Below are 22793 nucleotides of genomic sequence, written 5' to 3'. Positions count from 1 at the left end.
GCCGGACGCCCGCCTATTCCGCGTCCCGTCGTCCGCGGCTTCACTGGCTGTCATGACCATCGCTCACCCGCCGACGCCGAACACCGCCCTGTGGCTGTACGCCCACCCGCGCCGCGACTCGCTGAACGACCACCTCCTGCAGGCCGGGACCAAGGCGTTGTCCCAGCGGTACGACGTGACCGTCTCCGACCTCTACGCCCAGGGCTTCGACCCGGTGCTGTCCCGCCGCGACCTCGGCGACCTGGCCGACCGGCCGGGCAACATCTCCGAGCTGGTCGGCCAGGTCTACGCCGACGGCGGGCTGCCCGCGGACGTCCTGGAGGAACAGGCCAAGGTCGCGGCGGCCGAACTGCTCGTCGTGCAGTTCCCGCTGTGGTGGTACGGCCCGCCGGCGATCCTCAAGGGCTGGTTCGACCGCGTGCTCACCAGCGGCTTCGCCTACGGCGACCTCGATCCCGAGCTCGGCGTGCCCCGCAGGTACGGCGACGGCGGCCTGGGCGGGCGCAAGGCGCTGGTCGTGGTCACCGCCGGGGAGGACGAACGCTCCATCGGGCCGCGCGGGATCAGCGGCGACCTCGACTCCCTGCTGTTCCCGATCACCCACGGGGTGCTCTGGTACATCGGGATCGAGGCACTGGACCTGCACGTGGTGCACGACGCCGACTCGTTCGGCGCCGAGCAGGTGGAACGCGAGGTCGAGCGGTTGGTGACCAGGCTCGGCGGAGTGCAGGACGAACGGCCGCGGCTGTTCCGGCGGCTGCGGGACGGGGAGTACGCGGGCACCCGCGCGTTGCGCGAGGACCTGGCGCCTGGTCGCACCGACCTCGGGATTCACCTGGCCGATCGCGACTGACCACCGGCCAGCAGCCCGCGCACGAAGGCCGCCTGACCGACGTGCTGCAGGTCGTCCTCGACCACGCTGACCAACCGCACCGCACGGGTCACCGGCGGGTCCCACGACTCGTCGACCACCGCGGACAGCTCCGCCGGCTCCAGCTCGCGCAGGTAGGCCCGCGTCCGCTCGTGCACGGCTCGGTGGTACCCGAGCAGCAGCTCCGCCGTCGCGACCACCGCGGCGACCTGGCCGGCGTCGTGGCCGTAGCCGGTGTCCTCCTCCGGCAGCGGGAGGCCGAACCGCTCCACCCAGCCGTCCGCGGTCCACACCTGCTCGGTGCCCGCGAGATCGGCGACGTGGTCGTCCTGCACGCGCGTCAGGTGCCAGACGAGCCAGGCGATCGAGTTGGCGGAGCCGCCGAGGCGGTGCGCGAGGTCTTCGGTGGACAGATCTTCCAGGACACGCGCCACCGCCTGCTCGACGCGGTCGAACCCGTCCAGCAGCACGTCCATCGGGCTGATCTCGGTCATGGCCCCGAATACCCGCGGTGGCACCCGATTCCACCTGTCCCCGGTTACCCGAACGGCGGTTGCACCGTAAGCTTTTTCCCGCCGATAGTGCACATTCCGCTGGGACTGGGCAGTCGAACCCCTGGGGGCATCAAGCGTGACAGATCCGTTGCGCGCGGTTCGACTCCTCACCACCGCGTTCGCGTGGCTGGGTGGCGCCGCGCTGGCCGGCAACCTGCTGTTCGCCGGCGACGGAGCCGTGCGCTTCCCCCTGGCCGCGCTGGTCGTGCTGGTGCTGGGCTCGTGGTGGCTGCGGCCGCACCGCGACGGCTGGGTGGTCGCGGTCGTGGAAGGGGTCGTCACGGCGGGCGCGGCCGTGGTCCTCCCCGCCCCGCAGCCCGTTCTCGCGTTCCTCTTCGGCACGACGACACGGCGCGCGTTGCACGGCGGTCCGTGGCGCTACCCGGTGAGGTCGCTGCTGGGGCTCGGCGGGTACGTGGGCGGGGTGTGCGTGTCGTTCGCCGGGCCCGGCCGGGCCGAGCCGGGTGTCGTGCTGGCCGCGGTGTTGCCGTTGCTGGGGCTGGTGATCGGGGCGTTCGCCCTGCACGAGACCGTTCGCGCCGTCCGGGCGCAGGAAGCCGCCAACCGCACCGTGGACGCGCTGCTCCAGGCCACCCCGATCGGGCTGGCCCTCCTCGACGAGCACGGAACACCGCGGCTGCACAACGAAAGCGCCCGCCGGCTGTTCGGCTGGGACGATGGCGGCAGCACGGTGCCCTGCCCGCACGGTGCCGGCATCACCCGGTGCGCGGACGGGTGCGCGACCGCGGCCGGACCGGTCGAGGTCGAGACGGCCGGTGGGCTGGTGCTCGCCGTGCACACCGGACCGGTCGAGCAGGAGAACGGAGCCGAGCACACCGTCGTGGCCGCCGTGGACGTGAGCAAACGCCGGCTGTGGGAACGGGCGTTGCGCGACAGGGCCGAGCGCGACGAGCTCACCGGCCTGGCCAGCCGAGCGCACTTCCTGCACCTCGTGGGCGAGGCGGTGCGGGCCAACGCCCTCGTCGGGCTCCTCGTCGTGGACCTGGACAGGTTCAAGGACGTCAACGACGCCGACGGGCACGAGGTGGGCGACCGGTACCTCAAGGCGGCGGCCGCGCGGATACGCGCCGCCCTGCCCGCCAAGGCCGTCGCTGGACGGCTCGGCGGCGACGAGTTCGCCGTGGTCGCGCCGGGGTTCGGCGTGCGCGACACCGTGCGGCTCGCGAAAGCCGTGCTGACCGGTCTGAACGGCGCCCCGGAACCGTTCGGGGCGAGCGTGGGCGTCGCGGTGTCGCAGGCCGGTGCGGACGAGCTGCTGCGGGACGCCGACACCGCCATGTACGTCGCGAAACGGGAGGGCGGGAACCGGGTCCGCCTCTTCCGGCGGGAGATGGGGGAGCAGGCGCTCGCCCGCCAACGCGACAAGGCCGACCTGCGCACCGCGGTGGACGAGGACCAGCTGGTCGTGCACTACCAGCCGATCGTCGACCTCGCGACGAACGCGGTGACGAGCGCGGAGGCGCTGGTCCGGTGGCAGCGTCCCGGACAGGGGCTCCTCGGGCCGGACGCGTTCATCGGGCTGGCCGAGGAGACCGGGCTCATCGTGCCGCTCGGTCAGAAGGTCCTCGAAGCCGCGTGCGCCCAGGCCGTGCGGTGGAACGCCGAGGGACGCGCGCTGGGCGTGACGGTCAACGTCTCGACGCGCGAGCTGTCGACCCCCGGGTTCCTGCCGCGGCTGCACCGGGTGGTCGCCACGACGGGGCTGGTGCCGGACCGGCTGACCATCGAGGTGACCGAGAGCGTCTGGGCCGACGAACCGGCCATGCGCAGCCTGGTCGCGGTGCGCGAGGCGGGCATCCGGGTGGCGCTGGACGACTTCGGCACCGGCTACTCGTCGCTGAGCTACCTGCAGCGCTACCCGTTCGACGTCGTGAAGATCGACCGGACGTTCACCAGGGAGCTGGGCGACAACGGCCGCACCGAGGGCGTGATCCGGTGCATCATCGCGCTGGCCGGCGTGCTGGACGCGAAGACCGTCGCCGAGGGGATCGAGACGCCGGAGCAGGCGGACTGGCTGCGCGACGCCGGGTGCTCCTACGCGCAGGGCTACCTGTTCGGCAGGCCGGCCGACGTGGCCGACTGGGACGCTCGGACGTCCGCCGCGCACAGCGGACCTGGTGCGGCACCGGGTCCGGCGCGCTGAGCCCGGCCGAAAGTACGAGGTGCCGTAGACGCCGCGTCGCGGGGACTGGTCGGATGGGTGGCGCCCGAATCCCCGTCGCGAAAGGACTGCCGTGCGCAGCAGCTCGACCGCCGCCGTGGTGCCCGCCGTCGTCACCACCCTCGTCCTCACCCTCACGACCGCGCCCGCCGACGCCGCACCCGACCCGTTCTCCCGGTACGCCGGACAACAACTGAGCTGGGGACAATGCGCGTTCACCGCGCAACCCGACGCGTTACCCGCCGAGTGCGCGCACATGACCGTGCCCAGGGACTGGGCGGCGCCGGACACCGGCCGGGACCTGGTCGTCTCGATCAGCCGGGTCGCCGCGTCCGGGGAACACCTCGGATCACTGCTGCTCAACCCCGGTGGCCCCGGCGCGCAGGGCACGTCGCTGCCCGGTTCGCTGGCGGCCCTGCAACCCCGGCTGCACGAGCGCTACGCGCTGATCGGCATGGACCCGCGCGGGACCGGAAGGGAGGGCGGCACCGCGCCGGACGAGCTGCCCGAGACGTGCGACGTGCCGATCGGACGGTTGTCGCCGCGCACGGACCTCGACGCGCGTGACCGTTCGGCGGACAGCACCACCGAGCACCTGAAGCAGCCGCGTGCCGTCGCGGAGGCCTGCCAGAGCGAGGCGATCACACCGTTCATCACGACCTGGCAGACCGCGCACGACGTCGAACTGCTCCGCATGCTGCTCGGTGAGTCCAAGATGGACTACCTGGGCTACTCCTACGGCACGTGGCTCGGAGCCAAGTACGCGTCGCTGTTCCCGAAGAGCGCGGGCAAGGTCGTGCTCGACTCCAGCACCGACTTCCAGGGCCGCCTGCAGGCCGCGTTCGAGGCGTGGCCGCAGATCAACCAGCGGATGTTCGAGGGTTCGTTCCTGCCGTGGATGACGCGGCAGTTCCCGGAGGCCGGCACCACACCCGCGGAAGCCGCGGCCAACTGGGAGCGCGCCCGCCGGTTCTACGCCGGCGCCGGCACCAGCCCCGACCAGTTCGACGCGATCTTCACGGGCATGGGCTCGACGCTGCGCTGGGTCCTGGGCGCGCTGGTGTTCGTGCTGGGCGTGCGGGGAGCGAACGGCGAGACCACGCCGGCGGCGACCGGTTCCGCTCTCGCACCGCAGCTGGACGCGCAGTCCCGCGCGGTGTTCGGCACACTGCTGGAGTCGCTGACCCCAGCGGTGGTGGCAGCGGCACTCGCCGACGACCCGTCCGACTACCTGCACGTCCCGGCGACCCGCTACGCCGTGGCGTGCGGTGACCAGCCGACCCGCTCGGCGGCCTGGTACCGGCGCCTGTCCGACCGGCAGGGACCGCGGTACCCGCTCTTCGGCTGGCAGTACGGCCTGGGCGAACCGTGCGCCTTCTGGTCCGACGCGCCGCAGCAGCCGCTGCCGGTGCTCCCGGCGGAGGTGGCCGGCCGGGTGCTGGTCGTGCAGGGCGAGCTCGACCCGCAGACCGGGTACGAGCAGGCCAGGTCCGCGGTGCGCGCGGCACCCGGCGTGAGTCTGGTGTCCGTGGCGGACAGCCCGTTCCACGGCCAGTACGGCTTCGAGGACGACCCCTGCGTCGACGGCGCGGTGAACGTGTTCCTGCTGCGCGGCTCCCGGCCGGGGAACATCACCTGCCCCGGCGTGCCGCTGCCGAACGAGACCGAGGTCCACCCGGTCCCCGGCCCGGTCGGCTCCGCACCGGCCGTCACCGCGGCGACAGCTCCCCGGCCGTCGCTCCCGGCGCTGCGCGCGTCCGTGCGCGCGATGATCAGCGACGTCAACAGGCCGTTGCGCTGACCGCGGTGGGCGCGTGGCGGGACGGTGCCGAGGCGGCCCTGCCCGGCCTACCGCGCGGGCCGGTCAGCCCCTTGCGACGCGAGAATCCCGTCCAACATGGTGTCGACGATCCACGCGCTGCGCTCCTCGTTGCTGCCGCGCACGAAGATCGCCGAACCGAGCGCGGCGAGCATCGGGTGCCGTTCCCGGTCGGCTGACTCGAGCGTGCTCACGAGGTCGCTGAGGTCCTGCCCGCCGTTCTCCCGGCGGCCGTCCCACTCCGCGGCCGCCGCGGTGGCCTGCTGCAGCAGCAGGTCGGTCGCCCGAGCCGCCGGTTCCGGCTCGACGCCCGCCGCCGTGAGCAGGCGCATCAGCAGTTCGATCAGGTCGAGGTAGTGCGGTCCGTCCGGCCACACGAACAACGCCGACCGCGCGATGCCCGCGTGGCTCGCCAGCATCGTCGAGTAGTCGGCGAGCACGCGGTGCAGCCGCCCGCGCCACGGCTCGGTCCCGTCCCAGGTCAGGTCGAGTGCTGCGATCAGCCGGTCGATCAGCAGGGAGCTCAGCTCGGTGGCGTTCCGCACGTACACGTAGAGCGATGCCGGACCGGTGTCGAGCGCTCCCGCGACCTTGCGCATCGTCACGGCCTGGGCGCCTTCGGCCGCGAGGATCGCCATCGCGGCGTCCACGATGCCGTCACGGGTCAACGCGGGTTTCGCCGGCCGCTCACGGCGGCTGACCGGCATCTCTCGGGCCATGTGACCAGCATAGCAACCGCCGAACTGGATCGTGACGAACATGTTCGTTACGATCGCGTTCGTCAGTACCGCTGCGAACGAGAGTTGCACGCCGATGTCTGTTTCCGCAGTCCCACCGCCCGTCAGGGCGTCGAGGCGAACGCTCGCGATGACGCTCCTCGTCGTCCTGCTCGCCGACGCCATGGACCTGATCGACGCGACCATCGCCAACGTCGCGGCGCCGTCCGTGGTCGCGGACCTCGGTGCCGGGCCGAGCCTGATCAAGTGGCTCGGCGCGTCCTACGCCCTCGCGCTGGGCGCCCTCCTGGTCGTCGGGGGCCGCATCGGCGACCGCTTCGGGCAGCGCCGGACGTTCCTGGTCGGCCTGACCGGGTTCGTCCTGGCCTCGGCGGTGGCGGGGCTCGCCGTCGGTCCCGGCATGCTCATCGGCGCACGGGTCGCCCAGGGCGTCTTCGGCGCGCTGCTCATCCCGCAGGGCATGGCGATCATCGCCGCGACCTTCCCGAAGGACGCGCTGCGCAAGGCCTTCGGCCTCTTCGCGCCGATGCTCGGCGTCTTCGCGGTCGCCGGCCCGTTGCTCGGCGGCGTCCTCATCGACGCCGACCTGTTCGGCCTGCGGTGGCGGCCCATCTTCCTGATCAACGTCGTGGTCGGCGGCGTGGCGCTCGTGCTGGCGTTCCGCTTCCTGCCGGCCGTCGAGGCCGACCGCACCGCCCGGGTCGACCCGGCCGCGAGCGGGCTGCTCGCCGTCTCGCTCTTCGCCTTCCTCTTCGGCCTGATCACCGGGTCCGAGGACGGCTGGAGCGCCCTCGCGATCGGCACCACCGCCGCGGGCGTCGTCCTCTTCGCCGTCTTCTGCCGCCTGCAAGCCCGCGGTGAGCAGCCGCTCCTGGCCCGCTCGTTGCTGCGCAACCGCGGTTTCACCTCGGGACTGGTGATGGGACTGCTGGTGTTCGCGGCGTTCAGCGGCCTGATGTACGTCATCTCGCTGTTCTTCCAGCTGGCCCTGGGCTTCTCGCCGACCGCGACGTCGGTCAACCTGATCCCGCTCACCGCGGGCATCATGGGCGGCTCCGGGATCAGCACCGCGCTGCTGCCCAAGCTGGGCCGCAAGCTCGTCTTCGGCGGACTGCTCACCACCCTCGCCGGCACGGGAATCCTGCTGCTGGTGGTGAACGTGGCCGACGGCAACGCGACGTGGTGGCACAACGCCATCGCGACCGCCGTGATCGGCCTCGGCGCCGGCATCTGCTTCAGCACCATCTTCACCTTCGCCCTCGGGGACGTGGCAGCACAGGACGCCGGTGCCGCCAGCGGCTCGCTCAGCGCCGTCCAGCAGGTCGCCAACGGCATCGGCTCCGCGACGGTCACCAGCGTCTTCCTCGCGCTGATCACCACCAGCGGCAGCACCTCCGCCATGACCACGACGCTCCTCGTCGTCGGCGGCGTCATCGTCGCCTGCCTGGCCGCCGTGCCGCTGCTGCCCCGCACCGCTGCCGACACCGAGCACTGACCCGACCACCGCGAGGAAACGCCATGAGCAAGATCGTCGTCTTCGGCGCCAACGGCGCCACCGGACGTGCCATCGTCGAACAAGCCCGTCACGCCGGCCACAGCGTCCGGTGCGTCGTGCGCGATCCCGGCGCCTTTCGCCTCGCGCTGGGAGGAACGGCGTCAGAACTGGAGATCGTCAGGGGTGACGTGCGCAAGTACGACGACGTGCACGCCGCGATCTCCGGTCAGGACGCCGTCGTCTCCGCGATCGGACCGTCCGGGCACCGGGCCAACGGCCTGTACTCCGCCGGTGCACGTCACTTCGTGGCCGCGATGACCGCGCACGACGTCGACCGGATCGTTGTGCTCTCCTCCAGCGGTGTGCGCCACGACGACCCCCACCACCCGCTGTGGTATCGCGCGGTCGCACGCACCGTCATGCGCGAGCTCTACGGTGACATGCAAGCGATGGAGACCGTTCTGGAACGCAGCACGGTGAGGTGGACCGCTGTGCGCCCCGCGCGGATCGTCGACACACCGCTCGCCGGAAACCACCGAGTCGGCGACGCCGAGAACCCCAGGGGTGGCACCACCATCAACCGTGACGACCTCGCCCGGTTCGTCGTGCGAGCGGCCACCGAGGACCGGTGGTCGCGGCGGTGGCCCACCCTGGCGCACTGAGGGGCGTTCTCTCGGCACGTCTCCTGGAACTCCAGGTCCGGCACGTACCGGCTCCACAGCTCACGGTCGAGCCCACCGCCCGTGACAGCACACGCGGTCTCGTCCACCCTGCCGCGCAACTCGAACGTCGGCGCGAGGTCCCACAGCACGAACGCGCCGTTGTGACCGGCCGTCGCCAGCAGGTCGCCGGACGTCGAGAACTCCAGGTGGTGCACGGCACCACCGTTGTCCGTCAGCGCCGGGCCCAGCTGCTGGGGCAGGATGCGGTTGCCGAGGTCCCAGAGGAACACGCCGCCGGAGACGCCGCCGGTCACCATGATGTCGGCGGACGGCGCGAACTGCGCCGTGACGGAGCTCAGGGTGCTGTGCGGCACGAGCGGGTCGCCGAGCCGGCGGGGGTGCGCGGGGTCGGTGACGTCCCACAGGCGGGCGCCGTTCGGGTCGCCTGGTCCGTGCTCCCACCTGCCGGCCGAGTCGCCGGAACCCACGGCCTGGCCCGCGCTCGTCGTCGTGGTGGTCGGTGCGGCGACGGCGGTCGTGGTCACGGGTGCTGCGCCGGTGCCGCGCACGACCGCGAGCACGCGGCCGTCGCGCACCTGCTTGACCGTCAGGACGCCTTCGCCGTCGAGCAGCTGGGCCGAGGTGCCGGTGCGGGTCACCGGCTTGTGGAAGTTCAATCACGGTTGAGCCAAGACGGGCCACCGTACGTATGCCTGGTCATGCACCGCATGATCGAGGAGGACGCATGACGCACCGTGAAGCCGACAGACGGAAGTTCCGCCTGATCGCGTCTTTGTCAGCGGTCGCGGTGGTCGCTGCGGGCACCGCGACCGTGGCACTGGCCGCGAAGGACGGTGACCCGGCGCCGCGCAGTGCGTTCGTGCCCATCGAGCAGGTCAACAAGAACGTGGTGAACCCCAAGGTCGGCCAGAACGGCGCCGCGGGTGTGTTCACGGTGGACTGCGGCACGAACGAGAACGGCAAGTTCAGTGCCGACAACCCGGTCGCCCAGCCGGGTCTGCAGCACGGTGCGCAGCACGTCCACGACTTCGTGGGCAACCTGTCCATCAGCGCCGACTCGTCCGACGAGAGCCTGGAGGACGCGGAGACCACCTGTCGCAACGGTGACCGCTCGTCCTACTTCTGGCCGGTCGTGCGCATCAACCCCAAGGCCAACCCGGGTTCGTCCGGCTCCAGCCCGGACAAGATCAAGGAAACGGGTCCCGGCGAGGTCGCCTGCCCCGGTGTCGCCGACCGCCTGCCCGCTGTGCCGCAGCGGGTCCGCGACGAGGTGACCAAGAACCTCCAGCTGCTCGAACAGCAGCTCAAGGAGGCCAACGACCGCGTCGCGCGCACCGACAACCCCGGCGACCCGAACTTCGTCAACAACGCGATCCTCGGCCCGCTGCGCAGCAAGCGCGTGGCCACCCTCGACCGCATCGCCATCGCCATCGGCCGGTCCGCGCGCAAGCCCAACCTGGTCAACCTCGCCGACTGCGACGTGCGCTTCGGCCACGGCAACCACGGTGGCGGCGGCCACAACGGGCACTCGACCGCGCCGCGCAAGTTCTCCGGCCAGGGGATGTCCCAGCAGCAGCAACAACAGCAGGAGCAGGACGCCGCCACGCCGACGATCAAGTGCCCGTCGGTCCGCGGTGCGCTGCCCGGCGTGCCCGACCAGGCGATCGAGGAGGTGGACCGCAACCTCGCGCTGCTGGACAAGCAGATCGCCGAGGCCAACCAGCGGATCGTGACCACCAAGGGCCAGGGCGGCCCGAACTTCGTCGACAACGCCATCCTGGGGCCGTTGAAGGACAAGCGCGTCGCCACGCTCGACCGGATCGCGATCGCGATCGGCCGCAACGGCGAACGCCCGCAGGGGCTCGACCGCCTCGCCCGGTGCGGCCTGAACGGCGGCGACCAGGGCGGTAACAACGGCGGCAACAACAACGGTGGCAACAACGGCAACGGGAACAACGGCAACGGCAACAACAACGGGGGCAACAACGGTGGTGCCACCACCACGACCGCCCCGCCCCTCGCCGCTCCCACCGGCCGCAACCTGGAGCTCGTCGGCAACGTCGGCAAGATCGTCCGACCGGCCCAGGTGAAGATCGAGTACCGCGGCAACGCCACCAGCAAGGTCACCGGCATGCCGAAGTTCCTGAAGATGGTCACCGGTGACGCCAAGCCGACCAGCCGCGGCCCGGCCAACGCGCGCGCGACGTGGACCTGCAGCGGCTTCGAGGACCGGCTGTCCGACAAGTACGTGGTCTGCCCGCAGGGCAGCAAGGTCATGCGCGTGCACGACTTCGCGGGCTGCTGGGACGGTCAGAACGCCGACAGCGCCAACCACCGCGACCACGTCCGGTTCGCCGACAAGCAGACCGGTGCGTGCCCGCAGGGGTTCAAGGCCATCCCGCAGCTGCGGATCAGCATCTCCTACGACATCTCCCGCGACGTCCAGCAGAAGGGCCAGTACCAGCTCGACGCGTTCCCCGAGGAGAACCACAACCCGTTCTCCGACCACAACGACTTCGCCAACGTCAACTCCGAGCAGACGATGAACAAGATCGTGAAGTGCGTCAACGACGGCCGCAAGTGCCGGGAGTGACCTCCGGCTGAGCTCGCCCACGCGCGGGTGGTGCTCCCCGGACTTCACGTCCGCGGAGCACCACCCGCCTCGCAGGTGCTGTCAGCGGAGCACGAAGACCCGCGCCAGCCCCCACACCACGGTCAGCAGGAGGGTCAGGCCCGCCAGGCGGAGCGCAAGCCACCGCAGGTCGCGTTGCCGCCGTAATCGCATCGGCGCGCGTTCGTCCTCCAGGTGCGCGAAAACGGGCGCGAGGTGGTGCAGGAGCGCGATTTCCAGGCTGGTGGCCCGGTCGATCCCGAACAGCACCGGTGCCGCGGTCCAGTCCTCGCCGAAGACCAGCGCCGCCCTGATCGCGTGGTCGTCCGCCTCCGGCAGGGGCGGGAGGTCCGGCAACGGGTGCGGGAACACCTCGGCCACCCCGGAGCGGAAGTGGTCGTACTGCCAGTTGTCGAACGGCAGCAGGACCACCACGCGGCGCGGATCGGCCGTCGCCACCACCTGCTCCAGCTCCCACCGCAGCCCCGCGCCCCGTCCCGCGCCGACGAGCACCAGCCGGGCGCGGTCGAGGAGCTCGCGCACCGTCTGCCGCCACCCGTCCCCGACGTGGACGCGGGGCGCGCCGGCCGGCGGGAGGACCTCGCCTGGCCGCCCGATCGCCACCAGCGGCCCGACCGGCGCGAAGGCGCGCGCGAGCCGTTCCTCCTCGGTGCGGAAGTAGTCGAGCGCTGTGTCGCCGGTGCGCGCCAGCACGTCGTCGACCGCGAACGAGCGCAGGTAGAGCACGGGTGGCCGGGAGTCCGCGCTGAGCGCCGACCACCCGTCCGCCGCGATGGTCCGCTTGTAGCCGGTCCAGCACCTGACGACGACGTGCCTGCCGATCGGCTGGGCGATCAGCTGGGCCGCGACGAGGCCGGCGAAGTACAGCACGCCGCCGCCGAGCCGGTCGCTCGTGAGCGCGATCGCCACCACCACCGCGACGATGAGCAGGCAACCGGCCACCGCGCCGCAGAAGTACGCCACGGCGCGCAGCACCGAGCGGGCCGGCTCCGGCTCTCCCACGTCAGCCCACCCAGCCCCGGTAGGCGTCAGGGTCGACGTTGCTGCCGCAGATCACCATGACGACGTGACGGCCCGCGAACCGCTCGCGGTCCTCCAGCACGGCCGCCACACCGAGCGCCGCTGACGGCTCCACGACCAGGCCCGCGTGCTCCAGGAGCAGTCGCATGCCCTCGATGATCGGGGGTTCCCGGACGAGGACGGCGTCGTCAGCCACCTGGAGGAGGTCGTCGAGGACCTCGGGGATGGGGAACCGGCCCGCGACGCCGTCGGCGATCGTGTCGGTCGAGCCGGTCGTGACGACCCGGCGTTCGTGCCACGACCGGGTCAGTGCCGGGGCGCCCGCGGGCTGCACGCAGACCACCTCGGCAGCGGGCGCCTGCGTCTTCACGACGTGGCCTACGCCCGTGGCCAGCGCACCACCGCCCAGGGCGAGCAGGACGGCGTCGAACTCCCGGCCCAGTTCGAGGCCGATCGTCGCGGCGCCCTCGCACGTCTCGACGTCCAGGCTGTCCTCGAGCAGCCGGATGCCGCGTTCGCCCGCGATGTGCGCGGCGCGTTCGCGGGCCAGCTCGAAGTCACCGTCCACCAGCTCCAGCTCCGCACCCAGCGCGCGGATGCGGTCGAGCTTGGCGGCAGGTGCCCGCACGGACGCCACGACCGTCACGGCGAGGCCGCGGCGGCGACCGGACCAGGCCAGCGCCTGGCCGAGGTTGCCCGCGCTGGCGCACACCACGGCCGTGCGCCCCTGTTCGGCGAGCAGGCCGGTGACGAGCTCGGTGCCGCGGCCCTTGAAGCTGCGCACCGGGTTCGCCGTCTCCAGCTTGATGCTCACCGCGCAGCCGAGCCGGCGCCCCAGCGCTTCGCACCGGTACAGCGGCGTGTCGAGGTAGACCGGGTCGATCCTGCGGCGGGCCGCCCGGATCCGGTCGAGGTCGAGCCGCGTCTTGAGCACACCGGGATCGTATCGAGCAGGACTGACAAATTCCGTTGCGCCGCGAGCCGCGGACTGGTCCACTGCGCGTGGCCAGTCGTCCGGACGAGGAGAGGCACATGCGCGAGGCGTTCGTGTTCACCCAGAAGGTATTCGTTGCCTATCTAGAGGACATGACGCTTGTCCCGCACCCTGAACCTCGGAGTTCTGGCCCACGTCGACGCCGGTAAGACCAGTCTCACCGAGCGGTTGCTGCACACCGCCGGTGTCATCGACGCACTCGGCAGCGTGGACGCCGGCAACACGCAGACCGACTCGCTCGCGCTCGAACGGCAGCGCGGCATCACGATCAAGTCCGCCGTCGCCTCGTTCGCCGTCGGCGACGTCGTGGTCAACCTGATCGACACGCCCGGCCACCCGGACTTCATCGCCGAGGTGGAGCGGGTGCTCGACGTGCTCGACCGCGCCGTGCTGGTGGTGTCCGCGGTGGAAGGCGTGCAGGCGCAGACCCGCGTGCTCATGCGCACGTTGCAGCGCCTGGAGATCCCGACCGTCGTGTTCGTGAACAAGATGGACCGCCGCGGCGCCGACGGCGACCGCGTGGCGCGCGAGGTGGCGCAGGAGCTGGCCACCGACGCGCCGGTCTTCTTCGGGTCCGCGATCACCGGTGACGGCGTGGCCGAGCTGGTCGCCGCCGTCACGTCGTCGGTGCCGGACGACGACGCGGCCGGCGGTCCGTTGTCCGGCACGGTGTTCAAGGTCGAACGCGGCAAGGCGGGGGAGAAGGTCGCGTTCGTGCGGCTGTTCTCCGGGACCGTGCGCGTGCGTGAGCGGGTGCGGATCGGTGACCGTGAAGGGAAAGTCACGTCGATCGCGGTGTTCGACAGGGGTTCGGCGCCGCGCCGCGCCACCGCCGTGGCGGGGCAGATCGCGAAGCTGTGGGGCCTCGACGTCCGCATCGGTGACACGATCGGCACGGCTCACCGCGACCGCGTCCGGCACTTCGCGCCGCCGACGCTGGAAACCGTCGTGGAGGCGGACGACCGGGTGGCCCTGCACTCCGCGCTGCACCAGCTCGCCGAGCAGGACCCGTTGATCAACCTGCGGCTCGACGGCGACGACGTCGTGGTGTCGTTGTACGGCGAGGTGCAGAAGGAGGTCATCGAGGCCACGCTCGCCCTGGAGCACGGCGTCGCCGTCCGGTTCCGCGACACGAGGACGATCCGCGTGGAACGTCCTCGCGGCACGGGGGAGGCGGTGCGGGTGCTCGGTGAGAGCCCGTACGCGGCCACCATCGGGTTCCGGGTTGCGCCGGGGCCGGAGGAGTTCCGGCTGGAGGTGGAGCTGGGCTCGTTGCCGCTCGCCTTCTTCAGGGCCACCGAAGAGGCCGTGCGGGACGCGTTGCGCGCCGACCGCGTCCACGGCTGCACGGTCACGATGACGCACTCCGGGTACTGCTCACCGGTGAGCGTGGCGGGCGACTTCCGCAGCCTCGCGCCGATCGTGCTGCGGGAGGCGTTGGAGCGCGCGGGAACCGTGACGTGCGAACCGGTGCACCGCTTCCGGCTGGAGGTCCCGCCGGACGCGCTCGCCGCCGTGCTCGTCGCGCTGGGCAAGGTCGGCGGAGTTCCGCTGACGACGACCGCGACCGTCCTCGAAGGACACCTCCCGGCGGCGAGGGTGCACGAGCTGCAACGCCGGCTGCCCGCGCTGACCCGTGGGGAGGGTGTGCTGGAGAGCGAGTTCGACCACTACGCCTGAGGAGTCCTGGTCCACAGGCCGATGTCGCTGCTCGTCGCCACCACCAGCGTCGCGCCGGAGGGCGAGAAACCGGCCGCGCGCAGCTCGGAGTAGTTCGCGTGGAAGACCTGCCACCACGACTCGCCGTGCGCCCCGCTGAAGAAGGGGCTCCCGGTGGACAGCAGCACCCGGTGGCTCGGCCAGTCCGGGCTGACGACGTCGACCGCCCACCCCGGAGCACCGGTGTGCAGGCCGCCGCCGTCCAGCCCGGCCATCGGCACGCGGAGGTGCGCGACCGGCCCGATCCCCTGGCACGTCAGGTCGTCCTCGACCCACCCCGACTCGTCGTCGCGGTCACGGGCCAGCCGTTCGCCGGTGGTGGTGTCGAACAGACCGAGCCCGGTCGAGGACGCCACCAGCAGCAGATCGCGGCCGTTGCCGGGGTGGGTGGCGAACCCCACGGCGAGCAGCCCGCCGATGGCGACCATGTGGTCGTCCGCCGGTCGCCACGGTGCGGGCGCGGGCACGGTCGGCGCGGCCAGGACCCTCGCCCGCAGGTCCAACTGGTAGTCGCTGAGCGCAAGCTCTTCCGGCATTGCGCGAGTGTGCCGCAGCGCGTCAGCCACGACGTACCGCACGCCGGTACTCGTGGTGCAGCTGAGCGAACCGCACGGGGTCGACCGCTGCCGGGTCGTCCAGCAACCTGACCAGCGCTGCTCCACCGCGCATCTCCAGCACGTCGACGCCCAGCCGGTCCAGGACGGGCGCCAGCACCCGGCGGCGTTCGGCGCCGAGGTAGGTGAACCAGCTCAGCCATTGCGGCACCGGGATGGTGTCGTCGAGCGGCTTCCGCAGCTCTGACCAGATCTGCTCCAGCGACCACTCGTCCTCCACGCGCCCGAACCGCCCACCGAACTCGGCCGCGACGGCGAGCCACAGCTCGGTGAGCGCCCGGTGCAGCTCGCGGAACGGGTCGGCGTCGGCGACCGGAGTCCGCCGGCAGTGCACCGAGTCCAACGACATCGACATGGAGTCGTCTCCACCACCCGGCCCGGTGGACAGCCACACGTCCACTTCGGACGCCGTCCACAGGTTGGTGGCGAATGATCCCGAGACGAGGCCCTGCACGAGCTGTGCCCGGTCCACGACGCGGTGGTCACCCTCGCGACCCGGCGACTTGTCGAAGCCGTTGATCCCTCCGCCCGGCCGCAGCGGCGACAGCCCGAACCCGTCGGCGAGGGCCAGCAGCCGTTCCACTGCCGCCTCGTCCCACGTCCCTTCAGGCAGAACCAAAGTCCACGACCAGTTCGATCCCATGTGAACACTTTGTCATGGCCGACCCGTTGCGCGAAAACCGGTTTTATGGCTTTCCCGGCGGAGGGTTAGCGTCGAATTCATGGATTGGGACCTGCGATCGGCCGAAGAAATGCTCGCCGCCCTGCGCGCCGGTGACGTGACCTCCGCGCACCTGACCGACGAGGCGATCACCCGCATCGAGCGGCACGACGCGGCGATCAACGCGATCTGCGCACCCGACTTCGACCGCGCCCGCGCCGCCGCTCACGCCGCGGACCAGGCCCGTGCCCGCGGCGAGGACCGGCCACTGCTCGGTGTGCCGGTGACGGTCAAGGAGTGCTTCAACGTCACCGGTCTGCCCACGACGTGGGGGATGCCCGAGCACCGGGACCACGTACCCGCGGAGGACGCGGTGCAGGTGTCGCGGTTGAAGGCGGCGGGGGCGGTGGTGCTCGGCAAGACCAACGTCCCGCTGGGACTGCAGGACATCCAGAGCTTCAACGCCATCCACGGCACCACCAACAACCCCTGGGACCACACCCGCACCTCGGGCGGTTCCTCCGGCGGTTCGGCGGCGGCGCTGGCGTGCGGGTTCGGTGCGCTGTCCATCGGTTCCGACCTCGCCGGCTCCCTGCGCACCCCCGCGCACTTCTGCGGTGTGTACGCGCACAAGCCGACCGTGGGGCTGGTGGCCAGTCGCGGCATGGTCGCGCCCGGCGAGCCGGCGTTGCCGGTCGAGCTCGACCTCGCCGTGGTGGGGCCGATGGCACGCACCGCCGGTGACCTGGGGCTGTTGCTCGACGTGATGGCCGGGCCGGACCCGCTGACCTCCGGCAAGGCGCACACCGTGAAACTGCCCGCCGCACGGCACGAACGGCTCTGCGACTTCCGGGTGCTGGTGCTCGACGAGCATCCGCTCATCCCGACCGGTGCGGCCGTGCGGGCCGGTGTCGGCCGGGTCGCTGACGCGCTTGTCGCTGGTGGCGCTCGGGTTTCGCGGCACAGTGCGTTGCTGCCGGATCTGGTGGAGGGCGCGCGGCTCTACACGGAGTTGATGTTCTCGAGTGCGGTGGCGCGGTTTCCCGTGGAGCAGCTGAGGGCACGCGTTGCCAGGTTGCGTGCGGACGACCAGGGGCTTGACGCGACTCGACTGCGTGCCATGGTGTTCAGCCACCACGACTGGCTGGCGGCACACAACCGCCGGGAACGGCATCGGCACCTGTGGCGGCAGTTGTTCGGTGAGTTCGACGTCGTGGTGTGCCCGGTGACGCCGACTCCCGCGTTCCCGCACGACCACAACCCTGACATGCTGGGGCGGCGCATCGAGATCGACGGCGTGTTGCACCCGTACTTCGACCAGCTGGTGTGGGCGGGGGTGGCGACGATGCCCGGGTTGCCTGCCACGGCCGTGCCGGCGGGGCGGTCTGATGAGAGGTTGCCGGTCGGGGTGCAGCTCATCGGGCCGGCGTTCGAGGACCGCACGCCGTTGCGGTTGGCCGAACTCCTTGAGCAGAACTGACCAGCCCCAGGGTGGACCGCGCGTTCCGGTTCAAGGGCAAGCACGCCGGGCCGCGCACCGCAGGGAGCTGGATCGTCCCGTCCGCGGTGCGCGGCCCGGCTGAGTGGCGCGTCAGAGGACGACGGGCCTGCCGCCGAGGGTGACGACGAGCCTGCCGTCGGAGGCGAACGACCAGCCGAGGCTCCCGCTGTAGGCGGAGCACCGGGAACCGTTGCTGCCCGACCAGAACTGGTTGGAGGAGTCGGCGTTGCCGACGACCTTGTCGTTGCTCCCGCTGCCGCTGCGGCAGGAGGTGTTGGAGCGGAACACCGAGCTGCCCGCGTCGAACGAGAAGTTGCGCTCGTCGTTGTCGATGCTGAGGTTGCTCGACACGGCCATGGAGCCGGTGTTGCGGTTGTAGGTGAAGCCGTGCTTGCCGTTGTCGTAGGCGATCGTGCGGCTGATGGTGTGGTTGACGCCGATGTCCTCGCCGCCGAGCTTGAAGCCGTTGCGGTCGCCGTTGCCGGCCTGGCCGCCGTTGCTCAGCGTGCCGTTCTTGAACGCCAGCGAGTCCTCGATGGTGACCGCGCCGATCGGGCCGGTGTCGGACTTGGTGTAGAGGTCCCAGCCGTCGTCGATGTTGTTGTGCGCCACGGAGTAGCGGAACACGTTGCCGGGCCCGGAGGTGAGCTTGGCCGCGAACCCGTCCGCGTCCTCGCCGTCGGAGTCGGCGTTGTCGTGCGACTCGGCGCTGAGGATCAGGTTGTGGGACGGCCACTGGTCCTTCGGCGTGGTCGACAGCATCCGGGACAGCTGCAGGCCGGTGTCGCGGTTGAAGCGGGTGACCGTGCGCTCGAAGATGTTGTAGCTGCCGCCGATGAAGATGCCGTTGTCGCCGGCGCGTTCCACGACGACGCCGTACACGTGCCAGTACGAGCCGTTCACCGCCAGGCCGCGGTTGGCCGGGTCCTCGGTCTGCGCCGAGAAGTTCAGCACCGGCGTCTCGCCCTGGTAGGCCGTCAGCTTCTTGCGGGCACCGGCGGTGCCGTTGTTGGTGGGCGGGATGGTCACCGTCTGCGCGAAGTTGTACGTGCCGCCGCGCAGGAAGATGGTGCCGCCCGCGGCCACGCGGGGGAGCGCGGAGGTCAGCGTGGTCGGGTCGGAGATCGTGCCGGACGCGCCGTCACGGCCGGTCGGTGACACGTACAGCGCGTTGGCCGGTGGCGTCCCGGTAGTGGTGGTGGTCGTCGTCGTGGTTGTGGTCGTGGTGGTGCTGGTGGGGCCGCCGCTGGTCGGGGAGAGCGTCCACTGCTTGGTCGTGGCGCCGTCGCACGAGTTCGTCTGGATCAACGCACCCGGCGTCGTGGCGTTGTCCTTGACGTTCAGGCACTTGCCGCCGTTGGCGTTGACCAGGCGGTGATCGGTGCCGTTCGGCGTCAGCGCCCACGTCTGGCTCGCCGCACCGGTGCACGTCTCCAGCTGGACGGGCTTGCCCGCGCTGGTCGAGGCGTCGCGCACGCCCACGCACAGGCCGCCTGCGGTGATGCGGACGCCGCCGCTGACCTCGGTCAGCACCCACTCCTGACCGGCGCAGGCCTGTTGGCGCAGCTGCGTTCCGCTCGCCGGGCTCGTGCCGGCGTCGAGGCACTGACCGCTGCCTGCGTTCTTCAGCACGTAGGTGCCCGCGGCGTTCGCGTTCGCCGCGATGGTGGGCCACGCCGCAAGCGCGGTCACCAGCGCGACGACGGCGCCACCCGACACCAGTCCGGCACGGACCCGGCGTTGCCGCGCCAAGCGCGCGGGCTGTTCCGAAATTCCCACGGGAACTCCACTTCTCAACGGTGAGAGGAAGATTTTTCGGTCGAATGCGCGGCGGGTTTCCCGTCGGATGCTAGGAGCGTTCTCCGTGCGCGGTCAACGGCAAAAATGCGTGGTCAGGTCGATGTGTCCCAGTCGAATGCGTCGAATGGCCAGGTCATCGGCGTTCGAATGGATCATCTTTGTTCGCCGGGTGGATATGCGCTGGTCACACTCGTGAACAGAATGGTTGATTCCTCGGTTCACCACCGTGAATCTTGCGTGCTTTCGTTGTTCTTTTCTCGCGGCGTCACGGCCGGAGACCGGCGGCGAAGCGGTGCACGCTTCCGACGACCTCCGCGTACAGCTCCGGAACGGCCTCGCGGAACAGCAGCTCACCCGCGTGGCACAGACCCGCCACCGTCCGCACCGCCGACTCCACCCCGGCCTCGACCAGGATGCGGTAATAGGCCAGCCCCTCGTCACGCAGCGGGTCGAGCTCGTTGACGACGACGGCGTGCGGCGGCAGCCCGGCCAGGTCGCCGGCGGTCGCGCGGTAGGGCCAGCACAGGGGATCGGTGTTGTGCCGGGCGCCGGGGTCGTACACCTCGGCGAGGATCGCGGCGCCCTCGCAGGAGATGAGGTACCCGTCGTTCTCGACGAGCGACGGCAGCTCCGCCTCGCGTTCCTGCGCGGGGGCGCCGTACCGGCCCGAGATGAACGGCACCATCGCGCAGACGCCGTCGACCGCGGCGAGCCGCCCTTCGCGCTTGGCGCGGATCACGGTGGCCAGCGCGAGGTTGCCGCCGCCCGACTCGCCCGCCACGGTGAGCGCGGAGACACCCAGCTCCGCGCGGTGCCCGTGCATCCAGTCGAGCGCCGCGGCGCAGTCGTCGAGCCCGGCCGGGAACGGGTGCGCACCGAGCTCACCGCCGCCGTTGCGGAACTCGACGGCGACGACGACGAGTCCGGTGGCGGCCAGGTCGTCGTAGAACGTGGTGTAGACGGGCCACGAGCCCTGCAGCATCACCATGGCGCCGCCGTGCAGGTACAGGACACCGGGCAGCGGACCGGAGGAGTGCGCGGGCCGCGTCACGTACAGCCGGAGCTCGTCGCCCGCCGGACCGGTGATCGTCTCGGTGTGGTGTTCCAGCCCCGGCACCGGTTGCCCGTCACCGAACAGCACGGCGTGGAACCGCTCGTTGTCCGCCTCCGCGGCCGCGACGAACGCCAGCAGCTGCTCCCGCGGGGCGTCGGGGCCGAACGGCGCAGGGCCGGCGTTCCTGCCCATGCCGTGCGACGTCAGCGCTCGGACGAGCCGCGGGTCGGTGCGGGGGTCGGTGAGCAGGTTCCGTGCGGGATCGCCCAGGCGGCCGGGCCGTTCCGCTGTGCTGTCCGAGGTCATCGACACGCCTTCCTGCGCCGTCGCCCGAAAACGACTGTGTCCCCCGCACGTGCGTGCGGGGGACACAGTCGAGCACATCGGCCTACTTGAAGGCGTCCTTGACCTTCTCCACCGCTTCCTTCAGGTGGCCCTTGGTCTGGTCCGCCTTGCCCTCGGCGCGCAGACCCTCGTCGTCGGTGACGTTGCCGACGCCTTCCTTCACCTTGCCGGTGAGCTCGTCGCCCTTGGCTTCCAGCTTGTCATCGGCGCCCATGAGGTCCCTCTTTCCCTTGCCTGAGCTCACGTCTGAACGTCTCTCCGGGGATACCCGCACCGCGGGACTTGAAACACCTGCGGTTCGGGTCGAGTGTCCCCAGTGGACCGGTCAGAGGCTCATCAGCAGGTAGTACAGCGTGCTCAGCACGAGGGCTGCGGCGATGACGACGGCGGTGATCCTGATCCAGCGCTGGTTCATGGTCGCTTCCGTGCTCGGCGGCGGGACTGCACGCCAGCCTGACGGACGCGGTCCCGACTGGCAAGGACCACCGTCGAGTCAGGACTGGACCGGGTCAGGACTGGACCGGGCCGACGGACATGGTGGCCTTGTCCGCGGCGGAACAGGCCTGCTGCTCCTTCGGCACGAACAGGGCCGCGGTCTCACCCGGCGGGTAGATCCGCAGACCGCGCACGTCGGTGGGCGCGCACTCGGCCGGGTCGTAGACGCCGGCGTTCGTGATCGTCACGAGGCTCGACGCGCTCGCGCCGGGTTGCAGCGTCACGGCCGCCGGTTCAGCGCCCTCGCGGGTCGCAGGTGCGCCGACCTGAGTACCCGTGTCACCGGTCACGAACGAGACGCCGGGAAAACCTTGCAGGGTGCACGCGGCGGCGCCCTTGTTCGTGAACGCCAGGAGGTAGCGCATCTTGTTCATGCCACCACCGCCCTGGTCCGGGTTCAGGGCGAGGCCGAGGTCGGCTGACCGGCACGCGGCCGGGCCGGTGGAGACGGCCTGCTGGGTGGTCTGCGGGGCCGGGGCGTCCGGTGAGGGCGTGCCGGACGTGGTGGGGGCGGGTTCTGCCGAGCCGCCGCTCTGTCCGGTGCAGCCGGCCAGCAGGGCGGCGGTCGCGGTGAGGGTGGCGAAAGCGATGGTGCGCACGGTGGGCTCCTCCCGGTTTCGTGCATCGGCCGGGGCATGCCCTGCCTGCCATCGGCCGCACACATTTGTTGAAGCTCGTCACAACCACACCGGTCGTCCGGGGAGGAGCAGGCCGAAACGGACACCGCTCGTCTCAGGTGGCGTGGTCGCGGACGGAGTCCACCAGGGCCGTGACGGCGGGGTGCCACTCGCGACCGGCCGGGCCGCTGAGGACGAGGGTGCGCACGACGGACTCCCGCAGCGGCAGCATGACCAGGTCCGCCGGCAGCATCGACGCCACCAGGCCCGGCACCAGCGACACGCCGACGCCCGCGCGGACCATCGCGAGCAGCGTGCCCAGCTCCCGCACCCGGTGCCGCGGGGTGAACGGGTGGCCGGTGTGCGCCTGCCGCACGTGCTGTTCGCAGCCGCCGCGGGAGAGCAGGAACGGGTCGTCGGCCAGGTCCGCGACGCTGACGTGCGACTGGCCCGCCAACGGGTGGTCGGTGCGCAGCAGGGCGTGGAAGGTGTCCTCGCCGACCTGCGCGCCGTGGCCGGGTGGCGGGTCCACGAGCACCGCCGCCTCGACCGTGCCGCCGGCGAGCCACTCCGCCACCTCGTCGTCCTCCCCCTCGAACACCCGCACGGCGACCTGCGGGAACTCCGCCCGCCACCGCGTCAGCAGGTCCGGCAGCAGGCCCTGGCAGACGGTCGGCGGCGCCGCCAGCCGGACCGTGCCGCGCACCCCGCCGCGACGGCGTTCGGCCAGGTCGGTGATCGCGGTCGACGCCGTCACCGCGGCACGGGCGTGGGCCAAGACCTCCTGGCCGAACGCGGTGGGCGTGGTCCCTCCGCGCCGGGACAGGACCGGGTGGCCCAGCGAGCGCTCCAGGGAGGCGACCGCGTGCGAGACCGCCGACTGCGTGATGCCCAGCGCGTCGGCGGCCGCACCGAACCCGCCCTCGTCTGCCACCGCGAGGAACGCCCGGAGCTGGGCGAAGTTCAGGGTCATGAGCCTCTCTCATGCTCGGCTGATCGT

The 22793-nt window shown here is 71.5% G+C and carries 19 protein-coding genes and 1 pseudogene; 8 read left to right on the top strand and 12 right to left on the bottom strand.

Going from position 1 to position 22793, the window contains the following annotated elements; genetic code table 11:
* Positions 1–52 precede the first annotated feature (52 nt).
* Positions 53–853 carry an NAD(P)H-dependent oxidoreductase gene (locus ACZ7CF_RS00340; protein WP_470368427.1) on the top strand — a complete coding sequence of 267 codons (801 nt, stop codon included), beginning with the start codon at positions 53–55 and terminating at the stop codon, positions 851–853.
* On the opposite strand, the gene ACZ7CF_RS00335 is transcribed toward ACZ7CF_RS00340, so the two are convergent.
* Positions 832–1356, bottom strand: a complete 525-nt coding sequence (locus ACZ7CF_RS00335; RefSeq protein ID WP_458434429.1) for a mycothiol transferase — start codon at positions 1354–1356, stop codon at positions 832–834. The genes ACZ7CF_RS00340 and ACZ7CF_RS00335 overlap by 22 nt on opposite strands.
* A 145-nt stretch (positions 1357–1501) precedes the next feature.
* Between ACZ7CF_RS00335 and ACZ7CF_RS00330 the strand changes: the two genes are divergently transcribed.
* Both ACZ7CF_RS00330 and ACZ7CF_RS00325 read left to right on the top strand, forming a co-directional pair.
* Positions 1502–3589 carry a putative bifunctional diguanylate cyclase/phosphodiesterase gene (locus ACZ7CF_RS00330; RefSeq protein ID WP_470368426.1) on the top strand — a complete coding sequence of 696 codons (2088 nt, stop codon included), beginning with the start codon at positions 1502–1504 and terminating at the stop codon, positions 3587–3589.
* A 91-nt stretch (positions 3590–3680) separates the two neighbouring features.
* Entirely contained in the window at positions 3681–5408 is a 1728-nt protein-coding gene (locus ACZ7CF_RS00325; RefSeq protein WP_470368425.1) for an alpha/beta hydrolase, read from the top strand.
* A 47-nt stretch (positions 5409–5455) separates the two neighbouring features.
* Here ACZ7CF_RS00325 and ACZ7CF_RS00320 read toward each other — a convergent pair whose 3' ends face one another.
* Positions 5456–6145 (bottom strand): TetR/AcrR family transcriptional regulator, encoded by a 690-nt coding sequence (locus tag ACZ7CF_RS00320; RefSeq protein ID WP_360387999.1) that lies wholly within the window; start codon positions 6143–6145, stop codon positions 5456–5458.
* Positions 6146–6293: 148 nt separating this feature from the next.
* Here ACZ7CF_RS00320 and ACZ7CF_RS00315 point away from each other — a divergent pair, with 148 nt between their 5' ends.
* Together ACZ7CF_RS00315 and ACZ7CF_RS00310 are read left to right on the top strand one after the other, a co-directional pair.
* On the top strand, positions 6294–7658 hold the full coding sequence (locus ACZ7CF_RS00315; RefSeq protein ID WP_470368424.1) for an MFS transporter: 1365 nt from the start codon (positions 6294–6296) through the stop codon (positions 7656–7658).
* 23 nt (positions 7659–7681) lie between these two features.
* Positions 7682–8320, top strand: a complete 639-nt coding sequence (locus tag ACZ7CF_RS00310) for an NAD(P)-dependent oxidoreductase (protein WP_470368423.1) — start codon at positions 7682–7684, stop codon at positions 8318–8320.
* A gap of 149 nt (positions 8321–8469) precedes the next feature.
* Here ACZ7CF_RS00310 and ACZ7CF_RS00305 read toward each other — a convergent pair.
* Positions 8470–8637, bottom strand: a pseudogene (locus tag ACZ7CF_RS00305) (hypothetical protein); the annotation flags it as partial.
* 428 nt (positions 8638–9065) lie between these two features.
* Between ACZ7CF_RS00305 and ACZ7CF_RS00300 the strand changes: the two are divergent.
* Positions 9066–10934, top strand: a complete 1869-nt coding sequence (locus tag ACZ7CF_RS00300) for a DUF1996 domain-containing protein (RefSeq protein WP_470368422.1) — start codon at positions 9066–9068, stop codon at positions 10932–10934.
* Positions 10935–11015: 81 nt separating this feature from the next.
* On the opposite strand, the gene ACZ7CF_RS00295 is transcribed toward ACZ7CF_RS00300, so the two are convergent.
* Together ACZ7CF_RS00295 and ACZ7CF_RS00290 are read right to left on the bottom strand one after the other, a co-directional pair.
* Complete coding sequence (locus ACZ7CF_RS00295) at positions 11016–11975, bottom strand: hypothetical protein (RefSeq protein ID WP_470368421.1); 960 nt, start codon at positions 11973–11975, stop codon at positions 11016–11018.
* 1 nt (position 11976) lies between these two features.
* A complete protein-coding gene (locus tag ACZ7CF_RS00290) occupies positions 11977–12927 on the bottom strand; it encodes a threonine ammonia-lyase (protein WP_470368420.1) in 951 nt (316 codons plus the stop codon).
* A gap of 159 nt (positions 12928–13086) precedes the next feature.
* On the opposite strand from ACZ7CF_RS00290, the gene ACZ7CF_RS00285 reads away from it, so the two are divergent.
* Positions 13087–14667 (top strand): GTP-binding protein, encoded by a 1581-nt coding sequence (locus ACZ7CF_RS00285; RefSeq protein ID WP_470368419.1) that lies wholly within the window; start codon positions 13087–13089, stop codon positions 14665–14667.
* Here ACZ7CF_RS00285 and ACZ7CF_RS00280 read toward each other — a convergent pair.
* Together ACZ7CF_RS00280 and ACZ7CF_RS00275 are read right to left on the bottom strand one after the other, a co-directional pair.
* Positions 14658–15242 (bottom strand): hypothetical protein, encoded by a 585-nt coding sequence (locus ACZ7CF_RS00280; RefSeq protein WP_360388018.1) that lies wholly within the window; start codon positions 15240–15242, stop codon positions 14658–14660. The genes ACZ7CF_RS00285 and ACZ7CF_RS00280 overlap by 10 nt on opposite strands.
* 22 nt (positions 15243–15264) lie before the next feature.
* Entirely contained in the window at positions 15265–15963 is a 699-nt protein-coding gene (locus tag ACZ7CF_RS00275) for a hypothetical protein (RefSeq protein ID WP_470368418.1), read from the bottom strand.
* A 79-nt stretch (positions 15964–16042) separates the two neighbouring features.
* Between ACZ7CF_RS00275 and ACZ7CF_RS00270 the strand changes: the two genes are divergently transcribed.
* Entirely contained in the window at positions 16043–17461 is a 1419-nt protein-coding gene (locus tag ACZ7CF_RS00270; RefSeq protein ID WP_470368417.1) for an amidase, read from the top strand.
* Positions 17462–17572: 111 nt separating this feature from the next.
* Here ACZ7CF_RS00270 and ACZ7CF_RS00265 read toward each other — a convergent pair whose 3' ends face one another.
* The 5 genes from ACZ7CF_RS00265 to ACZ7CF_RS00245 form a co-directional block, all read right to left on the bottom strand.
* Positions 17573–19261, bottom strand: coding sequence for an RICIN domain-containing protein (locus ACZ7CF_RS00265; RefSeq protein ID WP_470368416.1), 1689 nt, complete (start codon positions 19259–19261; stop codon positions 17573–17575).
* A 286-nt stretch (positions 19262–19547) separates the two neighbouring features.
* Positions 19548–20642, bottom strand: a complete 1095-nt coding sequence (locus ACZ7CF_RS00260) for an alpha/beta hydrolase fold domain-containing protein (protein ID WP_470368415.1) — start codon at positions 20640–20642, stop codon at positions 19548–19550.
* Between the two features lie 82 nt (positions 20643–20724).
* On the bottom strand, positions 20725–20895 hold the full coding sequence (locus ACZ7CF_RS00255) for a CsbD family protein (protein WP_360388041.1): 171 nt from the start codon (positions 20893–20895) through the stop codon (positions 20725–20727).
* Between the two features lie 295 nt (positions 20896–21190).
* On the bottom strand, positions 21191–21775 hold the full coding sequence (locus tag ACZ7CF_RS00250) for a DUF4232 domain-containing protein (protein ID WP_470368414.1): 585 nt from the start codon (positions 21773–21775) through the stop codon (positions 21191–21193).
* 133 nt (positions 21776–21908) lie between these two features.
* Positions 21909–22766 (bottom strand): LysR family transcriptional regulator, encoded by an 858-nt coding sequence (locus ACZ7CF_RS00245; RefSeq protein ID WP_470368413.1) that lies wholly within the window; start codon positions 22764–22766, stop codon positions 21909–21911.
* Between the last annotated feature and the right edge of the window lie 27 nt (positions 22767–22793).

This window comes from Lentzea sp. NPDC036955 (genome assembly GCF_055608005.1).
Note: the sequence above shows the minus strand (reverse complement) of the source record. Positions and strands in the feature narration are given on the sequence as shown.